General features: G+C 55.5%; 18 protein-coding genes, 1 tRNA gene and 3 pseudogenes. 15 read left to right on the top strand and 7 right to left on the bottom strand.

Annotated elements, in window-relative coordinates; translation table 11 throughout:
• The first annotated feature begins 58 nt into the window (after positions 1-58).
• The 7 genes and pseudogenes from VGC62_RS16040 (at position 59) to VGC62_RS16070 (ending at position 5,543) form a co-directional block, all read left to right on the top strand.
• Positions 59-135 (top strand) — tRNA-Met (locus VGC62_RS16040).
• Positions 136-538: 403 nt separating this feature from the next.
• Positions 539-1,039 (top strand): RNA polymerase sigma factor, encoded by a 501-nt coding sequence (locus VGC62_RS16045; protein WP_331188065.1) that lies wholly within the window; start codon positions 539-541, stop codon positions 1,037-1,039.
• A gap of 49 nt (positions 1,040-1,088) precedes the next feature.
• Positions 1,089-2,039, top strand: coding sequence for a FecR family protein (locus VGC62_RS16050; protein ID WP_331188066.1), 951 nt, complete (start codon positions 1,089-1,091; stop codon positions 2,037-2,039).
• Between the two features lie 104 nt (positions 2,040-2,143).
• Positions 2,144-4,663, top strand: a complete 2,520-nt coding sequence (locus VGC62_RS16055; protein ID WP_331188067.1) for a TonB-dependent siderophore receptor — start codon at positions 2,144-2,146, stop codon at positions 4,661-4,663.
• An 81-nt stretch (positions 4,664-4,744) separates the two neighbouring features.
• Positions 4,745-4,928, top strand: a pseudogene (locus VGC62_RS16060) (integrase); the annotation flags it as partial.
• Positions 4,915-5,115 (top strand): annotated as a pseudogene (locus tag VGC62_RS16065) (helix-turn-helix domain-containing protein); the annotation flags it as partial. The pseudogenes VGC62_RS16060 and VGC62_RS16065, both read left to right, overlap by 14 nt.
• Before the next feature lie 38 nt (positions 5,116-5,153).
• Complete coding sequence (locus VGC62_RS16070; RefSeq protein ID WP_331188068.1) at positions 5,154-5,543, top strand: cytochrome c family protein; 390 nt, start codon at positions 5,154-5,156, stop codon at positions 5,541-5,543.
• A gap of 77 nt (positions 5,544-5,620) precedes the next feature.
• Here the strand turns inward: VGC62_RS16070 and VGC62_RS16075 are convergent, their stop codons facing one another.
• The 3 genes and pseudogenes from VGC62_RS16075 to VGC62_RS27755 all read right to left on the bottom strand — a co-directional run.
• Entirely contained in the window at positions 5,621-6,670 is a 1,050-nt protein-coding gene (locus VGC62_RS16075; protein WP_331188069.1) for a hypothetical protein, read from the bottom strand.
• Positions 6,670-8,262, bottom strand: a complete 1,593-nt coding sequence (locus VGC62_RS16080) for a hypothetical protein (RefSeq protein WP_331188070.1) — start codon at positions 8,260-8,262, stop codon at positions 6,670-6,672. Before VGC62_RS16080 ends, VGC62_RS16075 begins: the two co-directional genes overlap by 1 nt.
• A gap of 109 nt (positions 8,263-8,371) precedes the next feature.
• Positions 8,372-8,474, bottom strand: a pseudogene (locus VGC62_RS27755) (class I SAM-dependent methyltransferase); the annotation flags it as partial.
• Here VGC62_RS27755 and VGC62_RS16090 point away from each other — a divergent pair.
• Entirely contained in the window at positions 8,473-9,075 is a 603-nt protein-coding gene (locus VGC62_RS16090) for a DUF5655 domain-containing protein (RefSeq protein WP_414705811.1), read from the top strand. The pseudogene VGC62_RS27755 and the gene VGC62_RS16090 sit on opposite strands and share 2 nt — an antisense overlap.
• Here the strand turns inward: VGC62_RS16090 and VGC62_RS16095 are convergent.
• Positions 9,048-9,704, bottom strand: a complete 657-nt coding sequence (locus tag VGC62_RS16095; protein WP_331188072.1) for a TetR family transcriptional regulator — start codon at positions 9,702-9,704, stop codon at positions 9,048-9,050. The two genes, VGC62_RS16090 and VGC62_RS16095, sit on opposite strands and share 28 nt — an antisense overlap.
• Positions 9,705-9,832: 128 nt before the next feature.
• On the opposite strand from VGC62_RS16095, the gene VGC62_RS16100 reads away from it, so the two are divergent.
• From VGC62_RS16100 to VGC62_RS16110, 3 genes are all read left to right on the top strand, one after another.
• Entirely contained in the window at positions 9,833-10,489 is a 657-nt protein-coding gene (locus VGC62_RS16100) for an O-methyltransferase (protein WP_331188073.1), read from the top strand.
• A 25-nt stretch (positions 10,490-10,514) separates the two neighbouring features.
• Positions 10,515-11,381: an SDR family oxidoreductase gene (locus VGC62_RS16105; protein WP_331188074.1), complete on the top strand. Its 867-nt coding sequence runs from the start codon at positions 10,515-10,517 to the stop codon at positions 11,379-11,381.
• A gap of 322 nt (positions 11,382-11,703) precedes the next feature.
• Entirely contained in the window at positions 11,704-11,955 is a 252-nt protein-coding gene (locus tag VGC62_RS16110) for a hypothetical protein (protein WP_331188075.1), read from the top strand.
• A 249-nt stretch (positions 11,956-12,204) separates the two neighbouring features.
• On the opposite strand, the gene VGC62_RS16115 is transcribed toward VGC62_RS16110, so the two are convergent.
• The 3 genes from VGC62_RS16115 to VGC62_RS16125 are packed head-to-tail and all read right to left on the bottom strand — an operon-like array spanning position 12,205 to position 15,182.
• Entirely contained in the window at positions 12,205-13,281 is a 1,077-nt protein-coding gene (locus tag VGC62_RS16115) for a HAMP domain-containing sensor histidine kinase (RefSeq protein ID WP_331188076.1), read from the bottom strand.
• Positions 13,282-13,290: 9 nt separating this feature from the next.
• Complete coding sequence (locus tag VGC62_RS16120) at positions 13,291-14,751, bottom strand: ATPase domain-containing protein (RefSeq protein WP_331188077.1); 1,461 nt, start codon at positions 14,749-14,751, stop codon at positions 13,291-13,293.
• The gene (locus tag VGC62_RS16125) at positions 14,748-15,182 is read right to left on the bottom strand and encodes a hypothetical protein (RefSeq protein ID WP_331188078.1); all 435 of its coding nucleotides are present in this window, start codon (positions 15,180-15,182) and stop codon (positions 14,748-14,750) included. Before VGC62_RS16125 ends, VGC62_RS16120 begins: the two co-directional genes overlap by 4 nt.
• 237 nt (positions 15,183-15,419) lie before the next feature.
• Here VGC62_RS16125 and VGC62_RS16130 point away from each other — a divergent pair, with 237 nt between their 5' ends.
• From VGC62_RS16130 to VGC62_RS16145, 4 genes are all read left to right on the top strand, one after another.
• The gene (locus VGC62_RS16130) at positions 15,420-16,124 is read left to right on the top strand and encodes a hypothetical protein (protein ID WP_331188079.1); all 705 of its coding nucleotides are present in this window, start codon (positions 15,420-15,422) and stop codon (positions 16,122-16,124) included.
• A gap of 626 nt (positions 16,125-16,750) precedes the next feature.
• The gene (locus tag VGC62_RS16135; RefSeq protein ID WP_331188080.1) at positions 16,751-16,990 is read left to right on the top strand and encodes an MFS transporter; all 240 of its coding nucleotides are present in this window, start codon (positions 16,751-16,753) and stop codon (positions 16,988-16,990) included.
• Positions 16,983-18,641: a thiamine pyrophosphate-binding protein gene (locus tag VGC62_RS16140; protein ID WP_331188081.1), complete on the top strand. Its 1,659-nt coding sequence runs from the start codon at positions 16,983-16,985 to the stop codon at positions 18,639-18,641. Before VGC62_RS16135 ends, VGC62_RS16140 begins: the two co-directional genes overlap by 8 nt.
• A gap of 307 nt (positions 18,642-18,948) precedes the next feature.
• The gene (locus VGC62_RS16145) at positions 18,949-19,572 is read left to right on the top strand and encodes a hypothetical protein (RefSeq protein WP_331188082.1); all 624 of its coding nucleotides are present in this window, start codon (positions 18,949-18,951) and stop codon (positions 19,570-19,572) included.
• The last annotated feature ends 82 nt before the right edge of the window (positions 19,573-19,654 follow it).

Consider the following 19,654-nt stretch of genomic DNA (forward strand, 5'->3'; position numbering starts at 1 on the left):
AATTCTTTACACGCACGCTTGACACATCTTCAATCTAAGCGAATAATGCGCGCCACTTGGCTACATAGCTCAGTTGGTTAGAGCATAGCATTCATAATGCTGGGGTCCGGGGTTCAAGTCCCTGTGTAGCCACCAAGTACCGATTTACAGATGTCTACAGCAGTCTCTAAATCACCTCAAGAAGCCCGCCCTGTGCGGGCTTTCTTGTTTCTGAATGTCCATCCTGGTCTACCGACATCCTTCACATCGTGTATGCCCCTATGTCTGCTTCAATAAAAATTGAACTGGAGGCATACACGGATGAAGCGCTGCGACATCCAACGCCGCCCCCTCTCCGATACAACACGAGCCAACCTAGCACCTGAATCAGGGGCAAGGTCAAAGCCTACTCCGGCGTAATTCGCTGAAAAAATATGAGGCACGCCTACTCCTCCTACAAGCCCCCCGATTTTCCTGTTACCGCTCCCAAAACAATAGAGAATAATTATCATTTGAGTTAAGGTGCTTAGCTGTTTATGGCGCTACAGGATGTTGGGCGATGTCTCAAGATCGCGAAAATCTATTAGCTGTGTTCATCGAGAACCGCGAGGCCCTGCAGTCTTACCTGATCCGTGAATTTGGCAGTGTCAATTTGGCAGAAGACATCACCCAGGAAACCTGGCTAAGGGTCGCCAGTCGCAAACTGAGTGAACATATTGGCAATCCGCGTGCGTATGTATTCCGCATTGCCAAGAATCTTGGAACAGACATTCGCCGTCGCCAGGCGATGGGGATTGAGGTGCAGGCTGCACAAGAGATCGTAGAACAGGTTCCGGCACAAGGCATTGATCCGGCCAACTCGGCCCAATTCAATAATGAGTTGCAGAGACTTGTACACGTGGTTGCCCACCTGCCACCGCGTTGCCGTCATATTTTTATTCTCTGCCGTGTCGAAGGCCTCAACCATCAGGAGATAGCTGAACAGTTGAACATCTCCAAAAGCACGGTCGTTTCACAAATGGTCAAGGCCATGCAACGAATCGAGCAGGCAATGGAATGAAGGCCCCGTTAAACTCAGTGATCATTCACTGCAGACTGATGTTCAGCGTATGACCCAACAAGACATTAAAACGCCTCTCGACCAAGCGCTGGAGTGGTGCATACGCCTGCAAGACGCTGGCGTTAGCGAAGCCGAGCTAAAGGCGTTCGACGAGTGGCTGGCGCACGATCGCGCCCACCATGAAGCGTGGCAGCGCGCCCAACACGTTTGGAGTACCTCGCGGACTGTCGCCGATGCTTTCGTTGAGTCTCGACGTGCAAAGCCAAAACCTCGCAGGTTGTTTCAATGGATGGGCTGGGCTAGCGCAGCGCTGATAGTACTGACGGTGGGCGGGATGAATATCTCGCCGTCTATTTGGGCTGATTATCGAACCTCAGTGGCCCAAACCCGTATCTGGAATCTAGAAGACGGCTCATCCATCCAACTCGCCCCTCAGACAGCCCTTGACGTGAAGTTCAGCGACGGAGAACGGCGGGTCCTCCTTTATCAGGGCGAGGCTTGGTTTAAGGTGGCCGCCAATCCTTCGCGCCCCTTTATCGTCGAAGCCAGTGACGGAAGTACCCGCGCGCTGGGCACAGCGTTCGACGTCAAGATCAAGGACGATAAGGTGGATGTGACGGTTACGGAACACGCCGTGCGTGTGGAACAGCATGGGCAACAGGTGGACGTGCAGCAAGGGCAGACGCTACGGTACGACCGCACGGGCATTTCTCAACCACTGGCCGTGAACCTGAACCAGCAACTGGCTTGGCGACAGCAGCGCCTTGCCTTTAAAGGTGCGCCGCTGTCAGAGGTTGTCGATCAGTTGCAGCCCCACTCTTCGTCGCGCCTGTTGATTACTGACGATGCGCTCGATTCCCTGTCTGTCACGGCCGCCTTCGACGCCCAACAACCCATGGCCGCCCTGCAAAGCCTGGCAGTTATTCTACCGATACAGGTCACCACTGTTGGCCCTTGGCTGACGCTAATTGGTGCTGACGTAAAAAAAATACGCGAATAAGAAAAGCCTTGTCATTGTAGTTTGCCCCTCATCCGTCTTAAGCCTTAACCGCAAACAAGATTTATTTGCGGTAAGACCGCCATCACTACGGATACCTGCACCTCATGTCCATTAACCCTGCTCGCCTAACTCCAGCCCCTCTCTTCATCGACCGGCTAAAACCGCTGTTGCTGGCCAGCGCCATGGGCTGCGTTGCCTCACTTCCTCTGTCTGCGTCAGCCCAGCAGGATGCCGCGTCTCAGTCCGCTACGAGCTACTACGCAATCGGTACGCAACCGCTCGATGCTGCCATTCTGGAGTGGTCTGCTCACAGTGGCATCCAGTTATTCGCCGATGCGGACCTGACGCGGGGCGTTACATCGAGCGCGGTCCAAGGGCAATACACGCCTCTCTCGGCGCTGGAGCAAATGCTCAAGGGCACGGGCCTGAGTTTCATTCTGGGCGAGAACAACCGGGCGTATCTGAAAAAAAAGCCTGATGTGGGCGCAGCCCTCGAACTTGGCGCGACCAACATCCAGGGCCAGGGCATGGGTCAGGCGACTGAGAACTCCAAGTCCTACACCACCGGTTTGACCAGCGTGGGCTCGAAAACCCCGACCAGCCTGCGCCAGACACCGCAGTCGATTTCTATCATCAGCCAGCAAATGATGGCTGATCAGCAGTTGACCGATATCAACGATGCACTGCGTATGACGCCGGGCATTACCGTGCAGAACAGTACCTATCGGACCTTCGACATTCTGTCCCGTGGCTTCAAGATCGAAAACTTCCAGCTCGATGGTGCCGCGCCGATGGCGTTGGGGAGTTCGCTGGGCAGCTTCTATTCGTCCAACGTCTACGATCTGGCCGAGTTCGACCACATTGAAGTGCTACGTGGCTCGGCGGCATTGTTCGGCGGCACCGGTGATCCGGGCGGCATCGTCAATATGGTACGCAAGCGCCCGCTGGACACCTACCAGCTGAAACTCACCGCGTCGGCGGGCAGCTGGGACAACTATCGCCAAGAAGTGGATCTCACCGGCCCGATCGCCTTCGACGGCAAACTGCGCGGCCGTATGGTGGTAGCCAACACCGATAGGCAGTATTTCATCGATAACCGCAGCACGGAAAAACCGTTCGTCTATGGCGTCCTCGAAGCTGACATCACCGATGACACCATGCTCACCGCCGGTATCCGCTACAACAAAGCCCATGAGAATGGCACGCAAAACTCTGTACCTCGCTACCTCGACGGCTCCGATATCGGTCTGCCACGTCACACTAGCCTCGGTCAAAACTGGGGTTATACCGATACCACCGGCCGCGAGATTTTCGCCAAGATCGACCACAAACTTTCAGATGACTGGAAGCTCAACGTTTCCTATACCGATCTCTGGGATGTCGGTTACTTCAAAACCACTACCGTCAGCGGTGTGGGCGTCAACAAGGAGACCGGAGCCGGGTTGTCCTGGAGCAGTACGACTGCCAAACAGGAAAACCAGCAACGCATGTGGGACACCAACCTGTCCGGCACCTTCGACATGTTTGGCCTGAAACACGATCTGGTCGTCGGCGCCGATTATCAGGACGTGACCAGTCGCTGGCTCGGGGTTGCCCGAGTGGTGGGGGGCGCAATCAACCCTTACGACCCGGACAGCACGCCGTTCGCCGAGCCGCCAAACAACACCAACTACACTCGCGATTACAGCCCCAATGACCAGAAACAGTACGGTCTGTATGGCAGCTTGCGCATGCAGTTGGCCGAGCCGCTGCATTTGATCCTCGGTGCGCGGGTGCAACGCTACAAGTTTGACCAGACCTACAAGACGCTTTCAGCGGGCACCTGGAAAACCTCGTCGGAAATTTCCATGCGCGAACCGACCAAGGTCACACCTTATGGCGGCCTGGTTTATGACCTCAATGATGAATGGTCGGTCTACGGCAGCTATTCGGAAATCTACAAACCGCAGGTAAGTTTGCTGACCGGTTCAGGCTCCTCGCTCGAAGCCATGGAAGGCAAGACCTATGAGACCGGTCTCAAAGGCGAGTTGTTCGGCGGTAGCGTCAACACCAACTTCGCGCTGTATTACACCAAGCGCGATAACCAAGGCGTGCGCGATCCAGCCTATCCTGCCAACGACTATGACTTCTCCGGCAGCTGCTGCTGGATTGGTAGCGGCGAAGTGGTGAGTAAGGGCGTCGACATGGAAGTGTCGGGTGAAATCATGCCTGACTGGATGTTGATGGCCGGTTATACCTATAACCAAAACCACAACAAGAGTTCCAAGACATTGCTGAGCACCCAGACGCCCAAGCACTTGTTCAAGCTGTTCTCGACCTATCAGCTGCCGGGAGTTTTATCGGACTTTAAAGTGGGCGGCGGCGTAAACCTGCAAAGCTCCAACTACTACAGCGGCACGGTGACCAACAACGGCGCCACCAATACCTATGACTTCGAACAGGCGGGTTATGCAATCTGGAATGCGCTGGCCGAATACAAGGTCGACGAACATTGGACCGTCACCTATAACGCTAACAATATCTTCGACAAAACGTATTACTCCACCGTGGGATCAACATCCGCCACCAACTGGTACGGCGAACCGCGCAACCACATGCTGACGTTGCGCGGTACGTTCTGGTAATTCACTTAGGACACATCGTTCGCGCCTCTTGTCATGGCGCGGTCACCGATGCAAGGCGTCACTGGTCCCATAGCAAAATCACTGCTGACGCTGCTGGCAGTTCGCCCCATTGAGCTGCGAGAAGCACAATGGCCTGAGTTCGACTTAAACAAAGACTATGGACGGTCCCGTTGAGCGAAAGGGTCTTGAGCACTTGGTCCCGCTTGCTAATCAAGCAATCGAGGCTCTCAAACAATTGCGCCCGATCACCAGGTTGTACACGCTTCACCTACGTGCAAACGCTGCGATTGGAGAAGGCCAAACAGTTGCTGGAAACCACCCGAATGCCCCAGGACAGCATCACGTATGCCGTGGGCTACTAAGATGGCGATTCTTTGCGTAGACTTTTCCGCCAGCGAGTAGGCTTGCTGCCAGCGGCTTACCGGAAGAAGTTTCAACCGGGCCGACATTGATTCAATCAAGCCTGGCCATAAAAGAGTGGGAACAGAACATGAAGAAAGCCGCCGTACTCACTGCCACCTTGCTGCTCACTGCAGGTGTGTTCAGCGTCCAGGCACACGCGGCCGGTGACGCTGAAGCGGGTGCGACACTGTTCAAACGACTCTGTGGGGGTTGCCATCAGGTTGGGGAGTCAGCACGGAGTTCATTTGGTCCGCAACTCAACGGCATCTTTGGCCGGCATTCCGGCAGCACCACGGATTACCAGTATTCCGACGCAATGAAATCTGCCGGTATCGTCTGGACCCGCGAAACACTGACCGCCTACCTCGAAGCGCCCAAACAAGTGGTCCCCGGCACCCGCATGATTTTCTGGGGGCTCAGCGATCCGGAAAAAATCGAAAACCTGCTGGCTTACCTGCAAACCTTTCAGCCGCAGTAATGCCTCCCGGCTTTTGCCAAGGACAGACAACGGCCGGCGCATGTCGCCTCGATACGCGTGCAGGAGAAAATCGGTAGTTATAGCGTTGCCAGCAGTCCAGGTAGGTTATCCACGGTGATCAACTGTCCGCAGCTGCTTTGCGCGATAGTGTTAAGCCGAGTTCGATAGGAGTCTAAAAGCCCTTTGAACAACAAGTTGCCGCCGGATAACGCGTTCCCGGGCATAGTACCTAACGTGAGCACTCCATTCTTGCGACCCAAAATACAAGTAGGTACACCGCGCGACAGGGCAACGTCCTCCAGCAGTTCAATTTTTTGTTTATTTAGGGGGTCGATATTGATTTTAGTCAGCCATTCCTTGATTTCGGATGTTGCGATATCTGGTGTGGTACGACTGCCGTTGATCAATGTCCAACTGTCTTTGAGTGTGCTCTTGGGCACCAAATAACGAATGGGGAGTTTTTGGTCAATATAAAGACGCAATTGAAGAAATGCATAACAGCGTCCGAGAACGTGAGCCGCCAAGGGCGTGTACTTGTCGAGCGAGCGGCTCAGAGAATCAGGATGTATGACAGAGGGAAAGCGCGTCAGCACCAAAACCTGAACGGCATCCACTTGCTCATCAACCAGATGACGTTCACTGCGGCAGAGTGACTGGCGCTCAGTCCGGTAAACATCACCCATTGCTTTAATCAGACAGGCGCCGGATGGCAATCCGCCTTTGTCTTCTGACATTCGCCTGACCATTTCCCATGGGTGGCAAAATGGGACCCCGTAAAAATAAAGTGCTAGCCAGATGGCGGTCAGGTGTTCCATGAAAATTTCATCGGCGCGATCAATTAATGTTTGGTCGTCGTCGAGCTTGGCCGTGGTGTCAAGTTTGGCATCTCTAAAGAGTCTGGCAAACTCACGTACGCCGGTACTCTTTTTCATCAATAATTCGCAAAACTCCAATAGCCAGGTAATAGTGTTTGCATTCGTTAGAGGCTGACCGAGAATAGGAGCACCCGTCGCGGATAAAGGTAGCTGAAGCGATGGTGACTTCATCGCTTGAAGAACATTGTCCTGGGCATGTTGTATGTACAGCCAGAAGGTCTGGATTGTCTTAATATCAAGTTCGACGTTCATTAGAGTGTCTCCTTGAAGAGATCACTTACCCGTCGATGGGCGGTGCTACCTCTACCCTCAAGGGCTATGCCGGTCTTGCAGTAATTTTCCAGAAAACGACTGAATATCGCTTTACACAAACGTTGCTCCCGGCACTCTGTTGACGTCTTTGTTTTGTCGTCGTTGTTTATTCTAAAATCGAGACCACTGTTCAAATAGACATTCATGCCCAGTGAGTTCAGCAGGAGCGTCAATGTGTCACCGCTCAGTTCCGCATAGTCAGGAATCTTGTTGTGGATGGCGGCCAGGCTGAGCGCTGAACACACATACTCTTCGCCCAGGCCACCCCGGTGCGCGGTGCGTCTGATGTTCCGGCGAGTCCAGTCTCTCAGCGGGTGCTTTTCATCCGTTGTATCCGAATCACTGGATAATTTACGCACCGTCGATTGGTTGATAGGCACTCGCTCGATGATCTGGTTGACTTGATTGTCGACGACATGCATCCAGAAGGGGGCCGGAGCTATCTTGATGCGCAGGTATTTTTCCTTGGCTTTGTCATCTGGCGGTGAACGATCATCACGCATATTGCGCGCCTCGAACAACACCACCAACTGCCAGGCCAGGCCCAGCAACGCTCTGAAGTAGTGCAATTGTTCGTCCGGGTCTGCGTTGAATGTAGGGATATCTATATCGGACACAAACTGGACAGATGCCGTTGAACTTCCCGAGCCAAGCGCATAAAGCAAGGTGTTACTCTTTTTTTTCCTAGACGCCTTTATGTAGGCACTCCAAGGATCCTTATCAAGTTTCCACCAGCTTTCATCTATGTCGAAATGACGAATAATGGCGTCAATGCGGTTTTCAGCTTTTCGATAGTCCTCATATAACGTTTCTTTCCATGCCTCCAGACCGTCCGCATTGAGTAGTGTTTCAAGCTTGTCTGTCAGCTTGTCCACATCTTCGTCAAGTTTCTTCTCGGTTTCTTGCAAGCCGCCGTAATGTTCTGCTGCCACGAATATCGCCACCATTGCCATGACGAACACAGCAGGTTGATAAGCTTCAGTCATCGATAACATAAAAATCATGGCTGGCAGTAAAGACAGACAGATCAATGTCGTACGAATGAATTTTGATTCGAACCAACGTTTGAATTTGTCTCTTCTGCGTTCTTTTTTTGCGGATGTTTCACGCCACAGGCTGTAATGGCCGGTAGCGATGAAGCATCTGAACCACAAGAGGGATATCAGGATGACATTGAGAATTTGGAAGTAGGTCTGATCGCGCGGGGGCTGAGGATGCTCCTTGGTTTCTTTAGCGCTAACGACGGATTGGTTATCCTCCAACTGAGTGGGTTGATCGCAAAGGTCTTTAATATGTAAAGGGTTGTGGCACGTGGTGAAAAATGTGGGGAAATCTGTGAAGTGCGATAAAGAGGGACGCCACGCACCGGCCACAATATTTTTCATCTCAATGTACGGTTCACTCGCTTCGCCACCCTTGTAGCTCTGATAGTAAATGTCAGAAACGAGATAAGCCGCCAGGAAAGACACAAACCAAAAGACCAACATTTTAAAAAATGTCTGGCCTTTGTAGTTTTTAGGCAATGTTTTCATGGGCTTCATGGCCACGTTTTGATTGGATCTAAAGCTTTACGCTAGCCCATCAATAGCGTTTGTCTAGGGTGGGTCAAGCCAAGAGGGTGACCACCCAAGGCTACGCGTGTCATTGAAGGGGACGGTCTCCCTGAGCTACCAACAACAATGAGCGGCACAGGACTTTGCGGGTGCTCCGGTTCCTGCAAGGCGACCAGGCGAAAACCGGCCATTTACAGCGCATACAGTGACAAGCCCTTTAGCGAGAAGCGCGACATGCCCGGCGGCTTTCGCGACAGCCCGCTCAGGCTCAATGCTGATCTGAGAACCTTGCCCCACTGGAATGAAATTCAGATCAAGGCTCGGGCAGAACGCCTAGCCAACAACGCCTTGGAGGTGTGGCCCGCCCCGCTGCTAGAGGACGAGGTTCTTTCTCACTATCAGCAAAAATCCCAAGGCACGGGGTACAGCATTGAAGATCACCCGCAGCTTCATAGCGGGAAGAGTCTGGAGCTGTTCGAGGCATTCCGGACTTCGGTGTTGGCGTTGGATCCATGCGTGAGTGAAGAGTTTTTGAAGCTGTACGTGGCGTATAAGGCAGAAACCAACTTTGTCGACGTGGTGCCTCAGGTCGGTCGCCTTCGAATAGCGCTAAATATGGAGTTTGCGCAGATTCACGATCCTAAGGGCTTGTGTCAGGACGTTACCGGGCTCGGTCGCTGGGGCAATGGCGATGTCTCAGTGCTGTTGGACTCACTCGACGATCTACCCTATGTGATTGGGTTGGTGCGCCAGGCTCTTGAACTTCAGATGGGTAATGGAGCAGATGCATGAGTAACTTCAAGCACGCCAACGTATGCGCTGAACATATCTGTCATCGCGTCGGCGTAGGCAGTGATTTGTGCAGCAGTACGAGGACTTCCCGAAAAGTCTTTTCCCACCGAACTGAAGGTCGTGGAAATTAAGTCGCAGGCAACAGCCCGGGTTGCTTCTTGTACCTCAGGAAGTAATTCAAGCATGAAACTTTTAAAAATCTGTTCTCCAGCCGCCCGAACCTCATGCGCTTGGGGTGCGTTACGGTAAAGCGGCGCAGCATCGCTCAGTGCGATCCGCATCTGGGCTTCTTCGCACTCCGAGTGAATGAAGGCATGCACGAACGTGCGAAGCCGTTCAAGCGGGGGCTTACTCTCGTCATTAAGGGTCCCGCAGAGCATTTGCGTGGTTCGCTGCCACTCATCGCTCTGGAGCCGAAACAGGATGGCGGCCTTGTTGGGGAAGTACTGATACACCGAGCCGACGCTGACGCCTGCCCGTTCCGCGACGCGGGCAGTGGTGAAACGGGTGGCACCCTCATTGGCCAAAACCTGAATAGCCGCTTCAAGGATGGTCGCCACCAGCTCTGTTGATCGGGCCTGTTTGGGCTGTTTACGTGAGGAAATCTGCGGGACCTGGCGATGAGTCATGGAGCATTCCTGCGTCGGTGCTAACGCGAATAGCGAATGTGACGAACTGCTCGCATAATTTTATGCGACGAATTAGTCGCATCTTAGTCCTGCGTCGTCAGCCCCTCAACCTTCAACGGGAAGCAATCATGAACACTCTTACTGCGCTACCGATGGCGCCGCTTATTGAACGCCTGTACGCACATGCCAGCGCTGCCACGAGCCCGGTATTCAACACGATCTCAGACGATGAACGTGAACGCCTCATGCGCAGCAAGACTGATTACCTGGAATTCTACGGGCTGTTGAAAGACCTGTGGCTACCGGTGTCACGCGATACCGGCAAGCTGCTGTACATGCTGGCGCGCAGCACAAAAGCGCGGGCAATTATCGAGTTCGGCACCTCGTTCGGGCTGTCTACTTTGCACCTGGCTGCTGCCCTGCGTGACAATGGTGGCGGTGTGCTGATCAGCAGTGAATTCGAATCGTCGAAGATTGCCTTGGCGCGCGAACACCTGATTGAAGGAGGCGTGAGCGACTTGGTGGACATCCGCGAGGGCGATGCACTTGTCACCCTGGCGACGGACCTGCCTGACGCCGTCGATCTGCTACTGCTTGACGGTGCCAAAGCCCTTTATGGCGATGTGCTAAGTCTGGTCGAAGACCACTTCAAGCCAGGCGCATTGGTGGTAGCAGACAACACCGATTATTGCCCTGATTACCTGGCCTACGTTCGCTCGCCGGAAAACGGTTACCTGTCGGTGCCTTTAGGCGACGACGTCGAACTGTCAATGCGCCTGAACTAATACCCATCAATTGAGGATTCAATCCATGCACGTGTTTGTGACTGGGGCCACCGGTTGGGTCGGCTCCGAGGTGGTAAAAGACTTGATTAACGCCGGTTACCTGGTAACAGGGCTGGCTCGTTCCGAGGACAAGGCGCAAGCGCTGGCAACCACGGGCGCGAACGTGCTGCGCGCTTCGCTTGATGACCTGGACGTACTACGCCGTGCAGCCTGGACGGCAGACGCGGTCATCCACACCGCGTTTAATCATGACTTCTCAAAATTTGCCGAGAACTGCGAGCAAGACCGTCGAGTGATCGAGGCGTTGGAAAGCGCCTTGAAAGGCTCCGATTGCCCACTGCTTGTCACCTCTGGGTTGTCTGGACTGGCCCGGGGTGCGACCGAGGCCGATCAGCCCAATGCGGCATCCCCACGCAAGTCCGAAGCCGCGGCCAGGGCCTTGGCCGAGCGCGGCATTCGTGCAGTGACCGTACGACTTGCGCCGTCGGTTCATGGGTTAGGCGACCATGGTTTTTTGCCCATCCTGATCCGGCTGGCGCGAGAGACGGGCGTATCGGCTTACATCGGCGACGGACAAAACTGCTGGTCCGGCGTATATAGAACCGATGCCGCGAGGGTCTATCGGTTGATCCTCGAACAAGGCGCTACCGTGCCGGCCTATCACGCGGTTGCGGACGAAGCCGTGCCGTTCAAAGCCATCGCCGAGGTCATTGGCCGTCGACTTGGCTTGCCGGTGGAGTCCAGGGAGCCGGCGCACTTTGGCTGGTTTGCCACGATGGCCGGGGCTGATATGGCCGTGTCCAGCGCCCACACCCGAGCGTTACTTGGCTGGACCCCGAACGGGCCAGACCTGCTGACAGACCTTGATCAATCCGACTATTTCAACGTCTGAAAGACGGTGTCCATGACACCACTTTTGCACTGGGTTTACCCCTCGGTGTAGTGGTGAACGCCCAGGGGTTCCAAAGGGATTGCGGTGGTGCGATTGTCATTGCGCGGCTGGCATCTGCCATCGTAGCGGGGGTGGCTTCGGTGCATCCGGCTGGCGCTGCGGCGCTTGCACTGTCGGTGCTCGGGGCATTGGTGGTGCTCTTAAAGGCGCCAGGAGGTGAGCGTCAGGTTTAATGCCTGACGCCGCTCACCCAACGCGATACATTAAAGCCTGATCCTCCCAAACCAAAACAACCAATTACAATCTCGCTCAAGGTGACACCGTGAACACCCATCAGAAGCTGCGAACCTTTGACCTGATCCGCGAAGCAGTGCTGCCGGAATACCGTGATCGAGTGACCGAGTACCTATCTCTCTACGAGGAAACGCTTCACAACGACAATGCCCTCGCCGACGACCTGCGCGCATCCGCACATCAGCTCAGGGGCTATCTGCGTGGCCTCAATACCACAAGGGTATTGGGCATGGCTGATCAGGAGGAGCTGGACCGCCGTATTGTGGAGTCGTGGTTATGACCCAAACGCCACCGCTCGTTAGATAAATGCCCTGTAGACATTGAGGGTGACGGTCCAGTGATCGTCCACGCGGTATTTCAGCACGGCATCCCAAACGGCATAACCACTCCGGCGGTAATCGAAGGGGATGCCGGTTTCGACCACGGCCCCGTCAAGCGGACTTACCGACGATAACCGGCAGAGCGTTGATTCATCTGCATGGTTTGCGGATGCGCGCTGCAGTCTCTAAATAACCTCAAGCAAGCTCGACTAGTTCTGACCTGCCTGTATCTGGTCGTCTTCTCGGGAAGCTGGAAGGTTATGATCGTTCGCCAACGGTAAAGTCACCACGAACTCACTTCCCTTGCCATCGCCCTCGCTCAAACCGATCACTGTGCCGCCATGGGCTTCGACCAACTCGCGAACGACTGTCAGACCAATGCCCAAGCCCGCGCCGTTGAAACCAACCGCGTGAACGTCTTGTACGAACGGGTCGAAGATAAACGGCAGTGCCTTGGCAGAAATACCAATGCCATCGTCGCAGACGCTAATCCGCAACACGTAAGCGTCTGCGGTGACCGAGAGCGTTACATTGCCGCCCGAGGGCGTGAACTTGGCGGCGTTGCCCAGCAGATTGCCAAGGATCTGAGTCAGGCGTACCGGATCGCCATTCACCGCTAACTCACATCCGGGCAGTTCGGCCGTAAAGTGCAGATGACGGGCTATCATTACCGGGCTGCAGACTTCAATGGCTTGATGGATTATCTGGACCATATCCACGGTACGGCAATCAAGACGCAGCTTGCCGGTGCTTGCACGGGAGACATCCAGCAAATCGTCGACCAGCCTCGACATATGCTTTACCTGATCCTCGATCAAGGCTTGCATCCGCGGCAGTTCATCACTGGACACTCGAACCAGCCGGCCTGCAATCATGCTGATGGGCGTCAGCGGGTTGCGCAATTCGTGAGCCACCAGGGTGAGCGTGTTTCGCTGTTGTTCCAGCATGCGCTCGGCTGAAGCCTGCAGATCCTGCGCACTGAGGGCCGCGATCACCAGTTGCTCATTGGCCTCACGCATCTCCAGATACAGGCGTTGTTCCTCTTGTGTGTACTTGGGCTTTTGCGCTTGGGCTTGCGCCAAAAGAATCGCCAATACCAATTGTTGATTAGCCTCGACGAGTTGCTCGATTTGCTGGCTGTCAACGAGCCGGTTGCTGGCTTCGTTCAACTCTTTTTGCAGTGCTGCCAACACTGATCTCGCCTCAACGGTTTTCTGGCCGAGCAGGAACAGTTCGCGAGCGGCAGTAGCCTTCGCGTCCTCGTTCCCGCCATCGGCCTGGCTCATGACCTTGACTCACGCATTGTCGATTCCTGTGTCCCGACGGGTTGGCCGCCCCCCCAGCAAACCTTCCTGGTCTGGCAACATGTCGCCGATCTGCAAACCTTTATCATCGATGCGATAAAGGCGCAATTCGTCGGAATGGGCGCTTGCCCGTACCTTGACCACGGCCATGATGCGCAACAAGCGGCTCTGCACTTCAATGTATCGCTGAACGATGATTGCATCGGTCAGAAACGCCGTGCCGTAAGGACTGAAACGCAGATCGGTGTAGCGGTCTTCCAGTTCCGAGGTCATCAATACGCTGACTCCGGCGCTGGTCAGTGCAGTGACCATGCGCGACAACGACTCGCGAAAGTCATCACGAAAAGTCGGCGCCAATGCCAATTCGAACCCCGACAGCGAGTCGATGACCACGCGGCTGGCGTTGAGTCGAGTGATCTCGGCCAGTAGCAGCTGGACGATTTCATCGATCGACAGGTCAGGCGCCCGACTGTCCACCAGACCAACCTGGCCGCTCTGGATCAAGTCAGCGAGAGTAGCGTTTTGCAAATGATTCGGTCGTTGCTCGAACACCGCGATCACACCAGTTTCACCATTGCGCGCACCCTCGGCGAGGAAGGTCGCTGCCAGAATGCTTTTGCCAGAGCCAGACGGCCCAGCCACCAACAAGGAATACCCGCGAGGCAAGCCGCCACCGAGCATCTCGTCGAGCTGCGGTACGCCCATTTTCAGGCGTTTGGCGGGGCGCTTGAGCGGCGCTTCAACCGGGTTGACCGCTGCGGGTGCAAACACCTTGATCCCTGACGTCGCGATGCGGAAGGTGTGCAACCCTGGCAGCGTCGGCTGGCCGCGCATCTTCATGATTTCCATCTTGCGCACCATGGAGTTGCGCTCAACGCTCTGCCGCAGCCAGATCAGGCCATCGGCCACGGTAAAAATAGGGTTGGTGTCAGTTTCGGTGAAGTATTCGCCGATCAGGAAAGTCGTCGCCTGCCAAGTGGTCATCAACATGCCCAGTTGCTGAACGAACTGCGGCAGGTTGTTGTTCGGGTTGTCTTCAGTCTGACTGGCGAGCACCACGGAGCGGAACGAATCGACGAACACCAGTGACGGAGAGTGCGCCTCGACCTCGCTGACAATGCGTCGCAGCACTTCGTCCAGATTACCGGCCAGGGTATCGTCGGCCAGGTTGATATAGCGGATTGATTGGTTTATCGCATCGCTGTCGAAAAAGTCGAACTGCTGCTGGTAACGCAGCATCTTCAGCGGCGGCTCGCCCAGTACGGTGAAGAACAGCGCCGGGCGCTCGGGCGTCGCCAAGGCAAACATCATCTGATGTGCAAGGGTAGTCTTGCCGCAGCCCGGTGGACCGGCAATCAGATTGAACGAAAACTCCGGTAAACCTCCACCCAGCACCTCGTCCAGTCCTGGCACGCCGGTGGCCAAGCGGTTGATAGTCACTTTGGTGCTCATTGCGAATTTTCCTGCGAAGGGGTGTCGCTCAAAGGAGGTTCCCACACGTCACGAAGCAAACGTGTGGTGAGTGAAGACCCGATCAGCGTGATCAGTAACTTATAGAGGGTGGTCAGCAACACCTCACCAAAAAATAACGCATCGGCTTCGCTTTGCTCAACGAGTACGGATGTCAAAGCCGTCAGATCCATGGTGGATTGCACACTGTCATAGGTGCCAGCTAGACGCGGATAAGTGGAAGCGCACAGTTGGAGGCTACGCCGGTACAACGCGGCAACCCCTTGCTGACCGATAATGGGCGTCAGGGCGGCGTCGATATCCTGCAATATTGAAACGATAGCCCCGGCGATCTTCGCAATGTCGGCATTGGGAGCAATGCGATGCGCCAGAGAAGCTACGATCTGACTGCTATCTTCGCTTGGCGTGGACATGGCTGACTGATATCTGATTGACTTGCGCCCGATAGTACACCCTATAGCCTCCTACCGAGACGCTTTAGCAGCACTACTCGGTTGTGGTCCGCCCGGTGGCGCAACGCCAGTTGACTTACCAAGCAACTCAAAATCCTGCCCCGTGACAACGCCGCTCGGGTCCAATAGATTAAGCCCCCTCGAAACGCCCAATTGCTTTCGCGCCTCAACCCCAGTTAATGAAGTAGTGAATTTCCAATGCCTGATTCCAATACCGATGCAACCGTGACGTCCTTATCCTCCAAGCGGGAATACGAGAACGCCATCAATCTTTCACAGCATGTGCCGCAGGCGAAAATCGTCAGCGAGATGGTGCTCGACGCCTTCCAGACCGCCAAGGAAAGCGACCAGATCCGTGAGCTTCGGGTTGCCATTCGTCAGGCGCATGATCAATTCGATGATGACAAAGCCTACGACCTGATGGGTGAACTCAAGCAGCTCAAGGACGCTGAAGCGTCTGACATGGCGGCGCTGGAAGACCTCAGCACAAAATTCCCGATCAGCCGGATTTTGTCCTGCTACAAGGACGACCCATCGTTTCAAGAGTTGGTCTACAGCCTGGCGCTGAGGGTGCTGAACCAGACCCATCAGGCCGTCAGCAATCCGAACCCCGGCAAAGGCAAAACTGCCCGCAGCAAGAAAGACATCGAAGTCTTCGTCGTCAGCAAGGACGGCAACAGCGTTACCCTGCCTCTGCGCAACCCACGCTCCAAGCCGTATGTGGACCGTGAAGCGTATGAGTTCCTCGGATTCTCGTTCGTGGGTGAAGGCGACGAGGCCGAGCTACAAAGCGATGTGTTTATGGATAAAGACGGCAATGAGCAGCCAGCCACACGCAAGAATATCGTGACGGCGATTGTGCAGCAGACAGCATTTGAAGGGTATAGCGCGGTCCAGCAGTAAGGGCCGGTTCAACATCTCGCTGGGGCGAGGCTTGCTCGCGAAGAGGCCAGGACATTTTGTAGATCTCTGAGCCTGGCCATCGACTTTGCGGGCTGGCATTAGGGCAAGCCTCGCCCCTACAGGACATTTTGGCCCTGAACCCTGGTTCGGCATCTCCATGTAGGAGCCGTGCTTGTCCCGCGACCGGCGGGGAACTCGTCGTAAACCTGTGCATGCGGTGTGACAGGCAGACCGTGCACACAGGTTTTACTGCCGCTGCGCGCCAGGTCGCCGGACAAGGTTCTAAAGCGAAGAAGATTTCCTACCCAGTTCCCGCGCCATACCTGCTACGCACCCGGCGCTATTAGCCTGCGCGGCATTCCCTCACATACTCGACCCACGACGCCCCACCCTGGAGAGCGTCGATCCAGATTCCAATAACAACAGCGCAACATCGCAATGGGGTTGAGTATGCAGTCGTGGTACGGAGGTATGGCGCCCAGTCAAAAACGAACCTTTTGGGCGTGTTTCATGGGCTGGGCGTTGGATGCGATGGACGTCCAGATGCCGGGCTTTCTGGTGCTGTGGATGCGCCGTAATATCAACGAATCAGCAGCCTTTGAAGCGGCCGCAGCATCGTCTCGGGAATGGGCGCCTGTTTTACTGAGCTGTTCCCGGCACATATTCGTGGCACTGCTGGCGGCTTTTCCTACAATTTTGGCAGAGGTATGGGCGCTTTGGTGCCCGCAAGTGTCGGCCTGATCAGCGCTTCGTTCGGTCTGGTCTCATCCATCGGTGTCTGGGCTGCGTGCTCGTATGTGTTGGTGTTCATCGTCGCGCTCTTTCTGCCGGAAACCCGTAACAAGGAACTCGAAATCCATGTCTGATCCCAAGCAACTGCGTAATGGCGGCAAAATTCTCGTCCAGGCACTGATCAGCAACGCCGTCGACACAATCTATTGCGTCCCCGGCGAAAGCTATCTGCCGGTGCTGGACGCGCTACACGACGCATCCTCGATTCGTACCATCGTCACCCGCCACGAAGGCGCGGCTTCGAACATGGCCGATGCCTATGGCAAATTGACCGGTCGCCCCGGCATCTGCTTCGTCACCCGAGGCCCCGGCGCGACCCATGCCAGCAATGGCGTACACACGGCGAAACAGGACTCGACGCCGATGATTTTATTCATCGGCCAGATCGAGGGCGGCTTCAAGGGGCGCGAAGCGTTTCAAGAAGTGGACTACACGCAGATGTTTGGCGGTCTGGCAAAGTGGGCGACCGAAATCGACAGCATCGAACGCATTCCCGAGATCGTCAGCAAAGCGTTCAGCATCGCTATGTCCGGTCGTCCGGGGCCGGTGGTGATCGCCCTGCCAGAAGAAATCCTGTTCGGTTCGGCCGTGGTGAGCGATGCCAAGCCTGTACGCATCGCGCGCGCTGCGCCCGATCCTGAGGCACTCGATGAGCTGCGCAACATGCTTGCCGCTGCCAAACAACCATTGGTGATCGTTGGCGGAACGGGCTGGGACGCTGACGCCAGCCAAGCCTTGAAACGCTTCGTACACGCTAACAACTTGCCGGTCGCGGCTTCCTTCCGACGCCAGGACCTGTTCGATAACCGCGACCCGCATTACGTCGGCCAAGTCGGTTTAGGCACATCGCCCAAACTCATCGAGCGCGTGAAAAATGCCGATTTACTGTTGGTCATTGGTTCTCGCCTGAGCGAGACGGTCTCGGCAGGCTATACGCTGATCGAGAGCCCAACGCCGAAGCAGCCACTGATCCATGTGCATCCCGACCCTGAGGAACTGAATCGCGTATACCGCGCGACATTACCGATCAACTCGGCCTTGAGCACGTTCGCCGCAGCGGTTGCCGACCTCACACCCGTGGTCAGCGACGCCTGGAAAACCTGGACCGAATCGGCCCACGCCGACTACATGGAGCACTCCACCCCGCCGCTGCCACATCCCCAACTGAAGGGTGTCGACATGGGCTCGGTCATCGCCCACCTGAACGAAGTGCTGCCTGACGACGCGGTGATCAGCAATGGCGCGGGCAACTACACCGTCTGGGTCCATCGCTTCTATCGCTATCGCCAACCGGCCACCGAACTGGCGCCCACCAACGGCGCCATGGGTTATGGTTTCCCGGCCGCCATCGCCGCTAAATTGAAAAATCCGCAGCGCACTGTCATCTGCTTTGCTGGCGATGGCTGCTTCATGATGTACCCGCAAGAGTTGGCCACGGCGATGCAGTTCAACGCGCCCCTGGTAGTCATCGTGGTGAATAACGGCATGCTCGCGACCATTCGCATGCATCAGGAGCGCGAGTATCCGGGACGTGTGTCGGCCACCGAATTGACCAACCCCGATTTCATCGCCCTTGCCAAATCCTTCGGTGCTCATGCCGAGCGGGTCGAACGCAGCGAAGATTTCCCGGCAGCCTTCCAACGGGCGCAGAAGGCGGGCGTCGCGGCGCTGATCGAGTTGCGAGTAGATCCTAGGCAAATAACACCCCAGGCTCGTCTGGATTAACAGGCGTTCGGCGATGTAACTGATGGTGAGACGATAGCTGTTCCCCTATCGCGCGATGGTCGGCGGCGCGGCGATGCACAACTTCGCCGGGCCCTGCTGGGCACTGTCACGCATCGCCCGTTCGGCCTCATGCAATGTGTCATTCAACGTGTTCGCGTACCCCGGTAACTCTGACCACGCTCGGTCAGACTGACACCGCGACCGCTGCGTTGAAACAACCGCACACTCCGCTGACTTCCTGACGCCAGCAAAATGGCGATACACTATAGCGACATCACTTAGCCATCACTCCTGACAAGGACGTTATATGTCGCTTCCTACCGGACTCAGGTCCATCACGCTTTGTTTAGCCCTGCTCCTGCCAGGCTGCGCCGCCCTGCAACCGCCAAGGCCAGCGTTCCCAGACACGCCGGAACGCTCTGCGTTGATGGATCGGATCGTCGAGAAAAGCATGATGGTCAAGCTTTCTAAAAACAATGAAGCCAAGCCGAAACCGTCGACGCCGCAATTGTCTACGCAACAGTTGATAGAAGCGCGCAAGAAAGACATGGGCTTCAGCATGCCAGAAGACTATTGGCTGCTGTACGCGCAGAATCTGGAGACCTTCAAAGAGGACGTCTCCCAGAATGATGCGAAGACGCTGACCCTCTACAAACTGCTGTATCGGGCCACATTGACGAAAGCGACTGACCAAGAGTTGGTGACGTTAGCCAATACCAACGCCAACGATATGGAATCCACACCCACCTTCAAAAGCGTGGTGAAAAATCCTGCTCAACTGACGATGGCTTATTTCCAGACAGGTAATCTTGTGACAGGTGCCGCGATTGGCCGCCATCTCAAACGCATGCGTGAAATGGACACGATCTATAATGTCTGCCCGCGTTACAAGAACTGTTGGGGGCAGATACCTGTCACCGCCGCAAAATGACCCAACGTCATCAACCTGAAGACCAGACACCCATTATTCGGCACAGGAAGATGCGATGTCTGCCCATCTGCTAACGCTGTTA

Source organism: Pseudomonas sp. (assembly GCF_036404235.1).
GTDB lineage: Bacteria > Pseudomonadota > Gammaproteobacteria > Pseudomonadales > Pseudomonadaceae > Aquipseudomonas.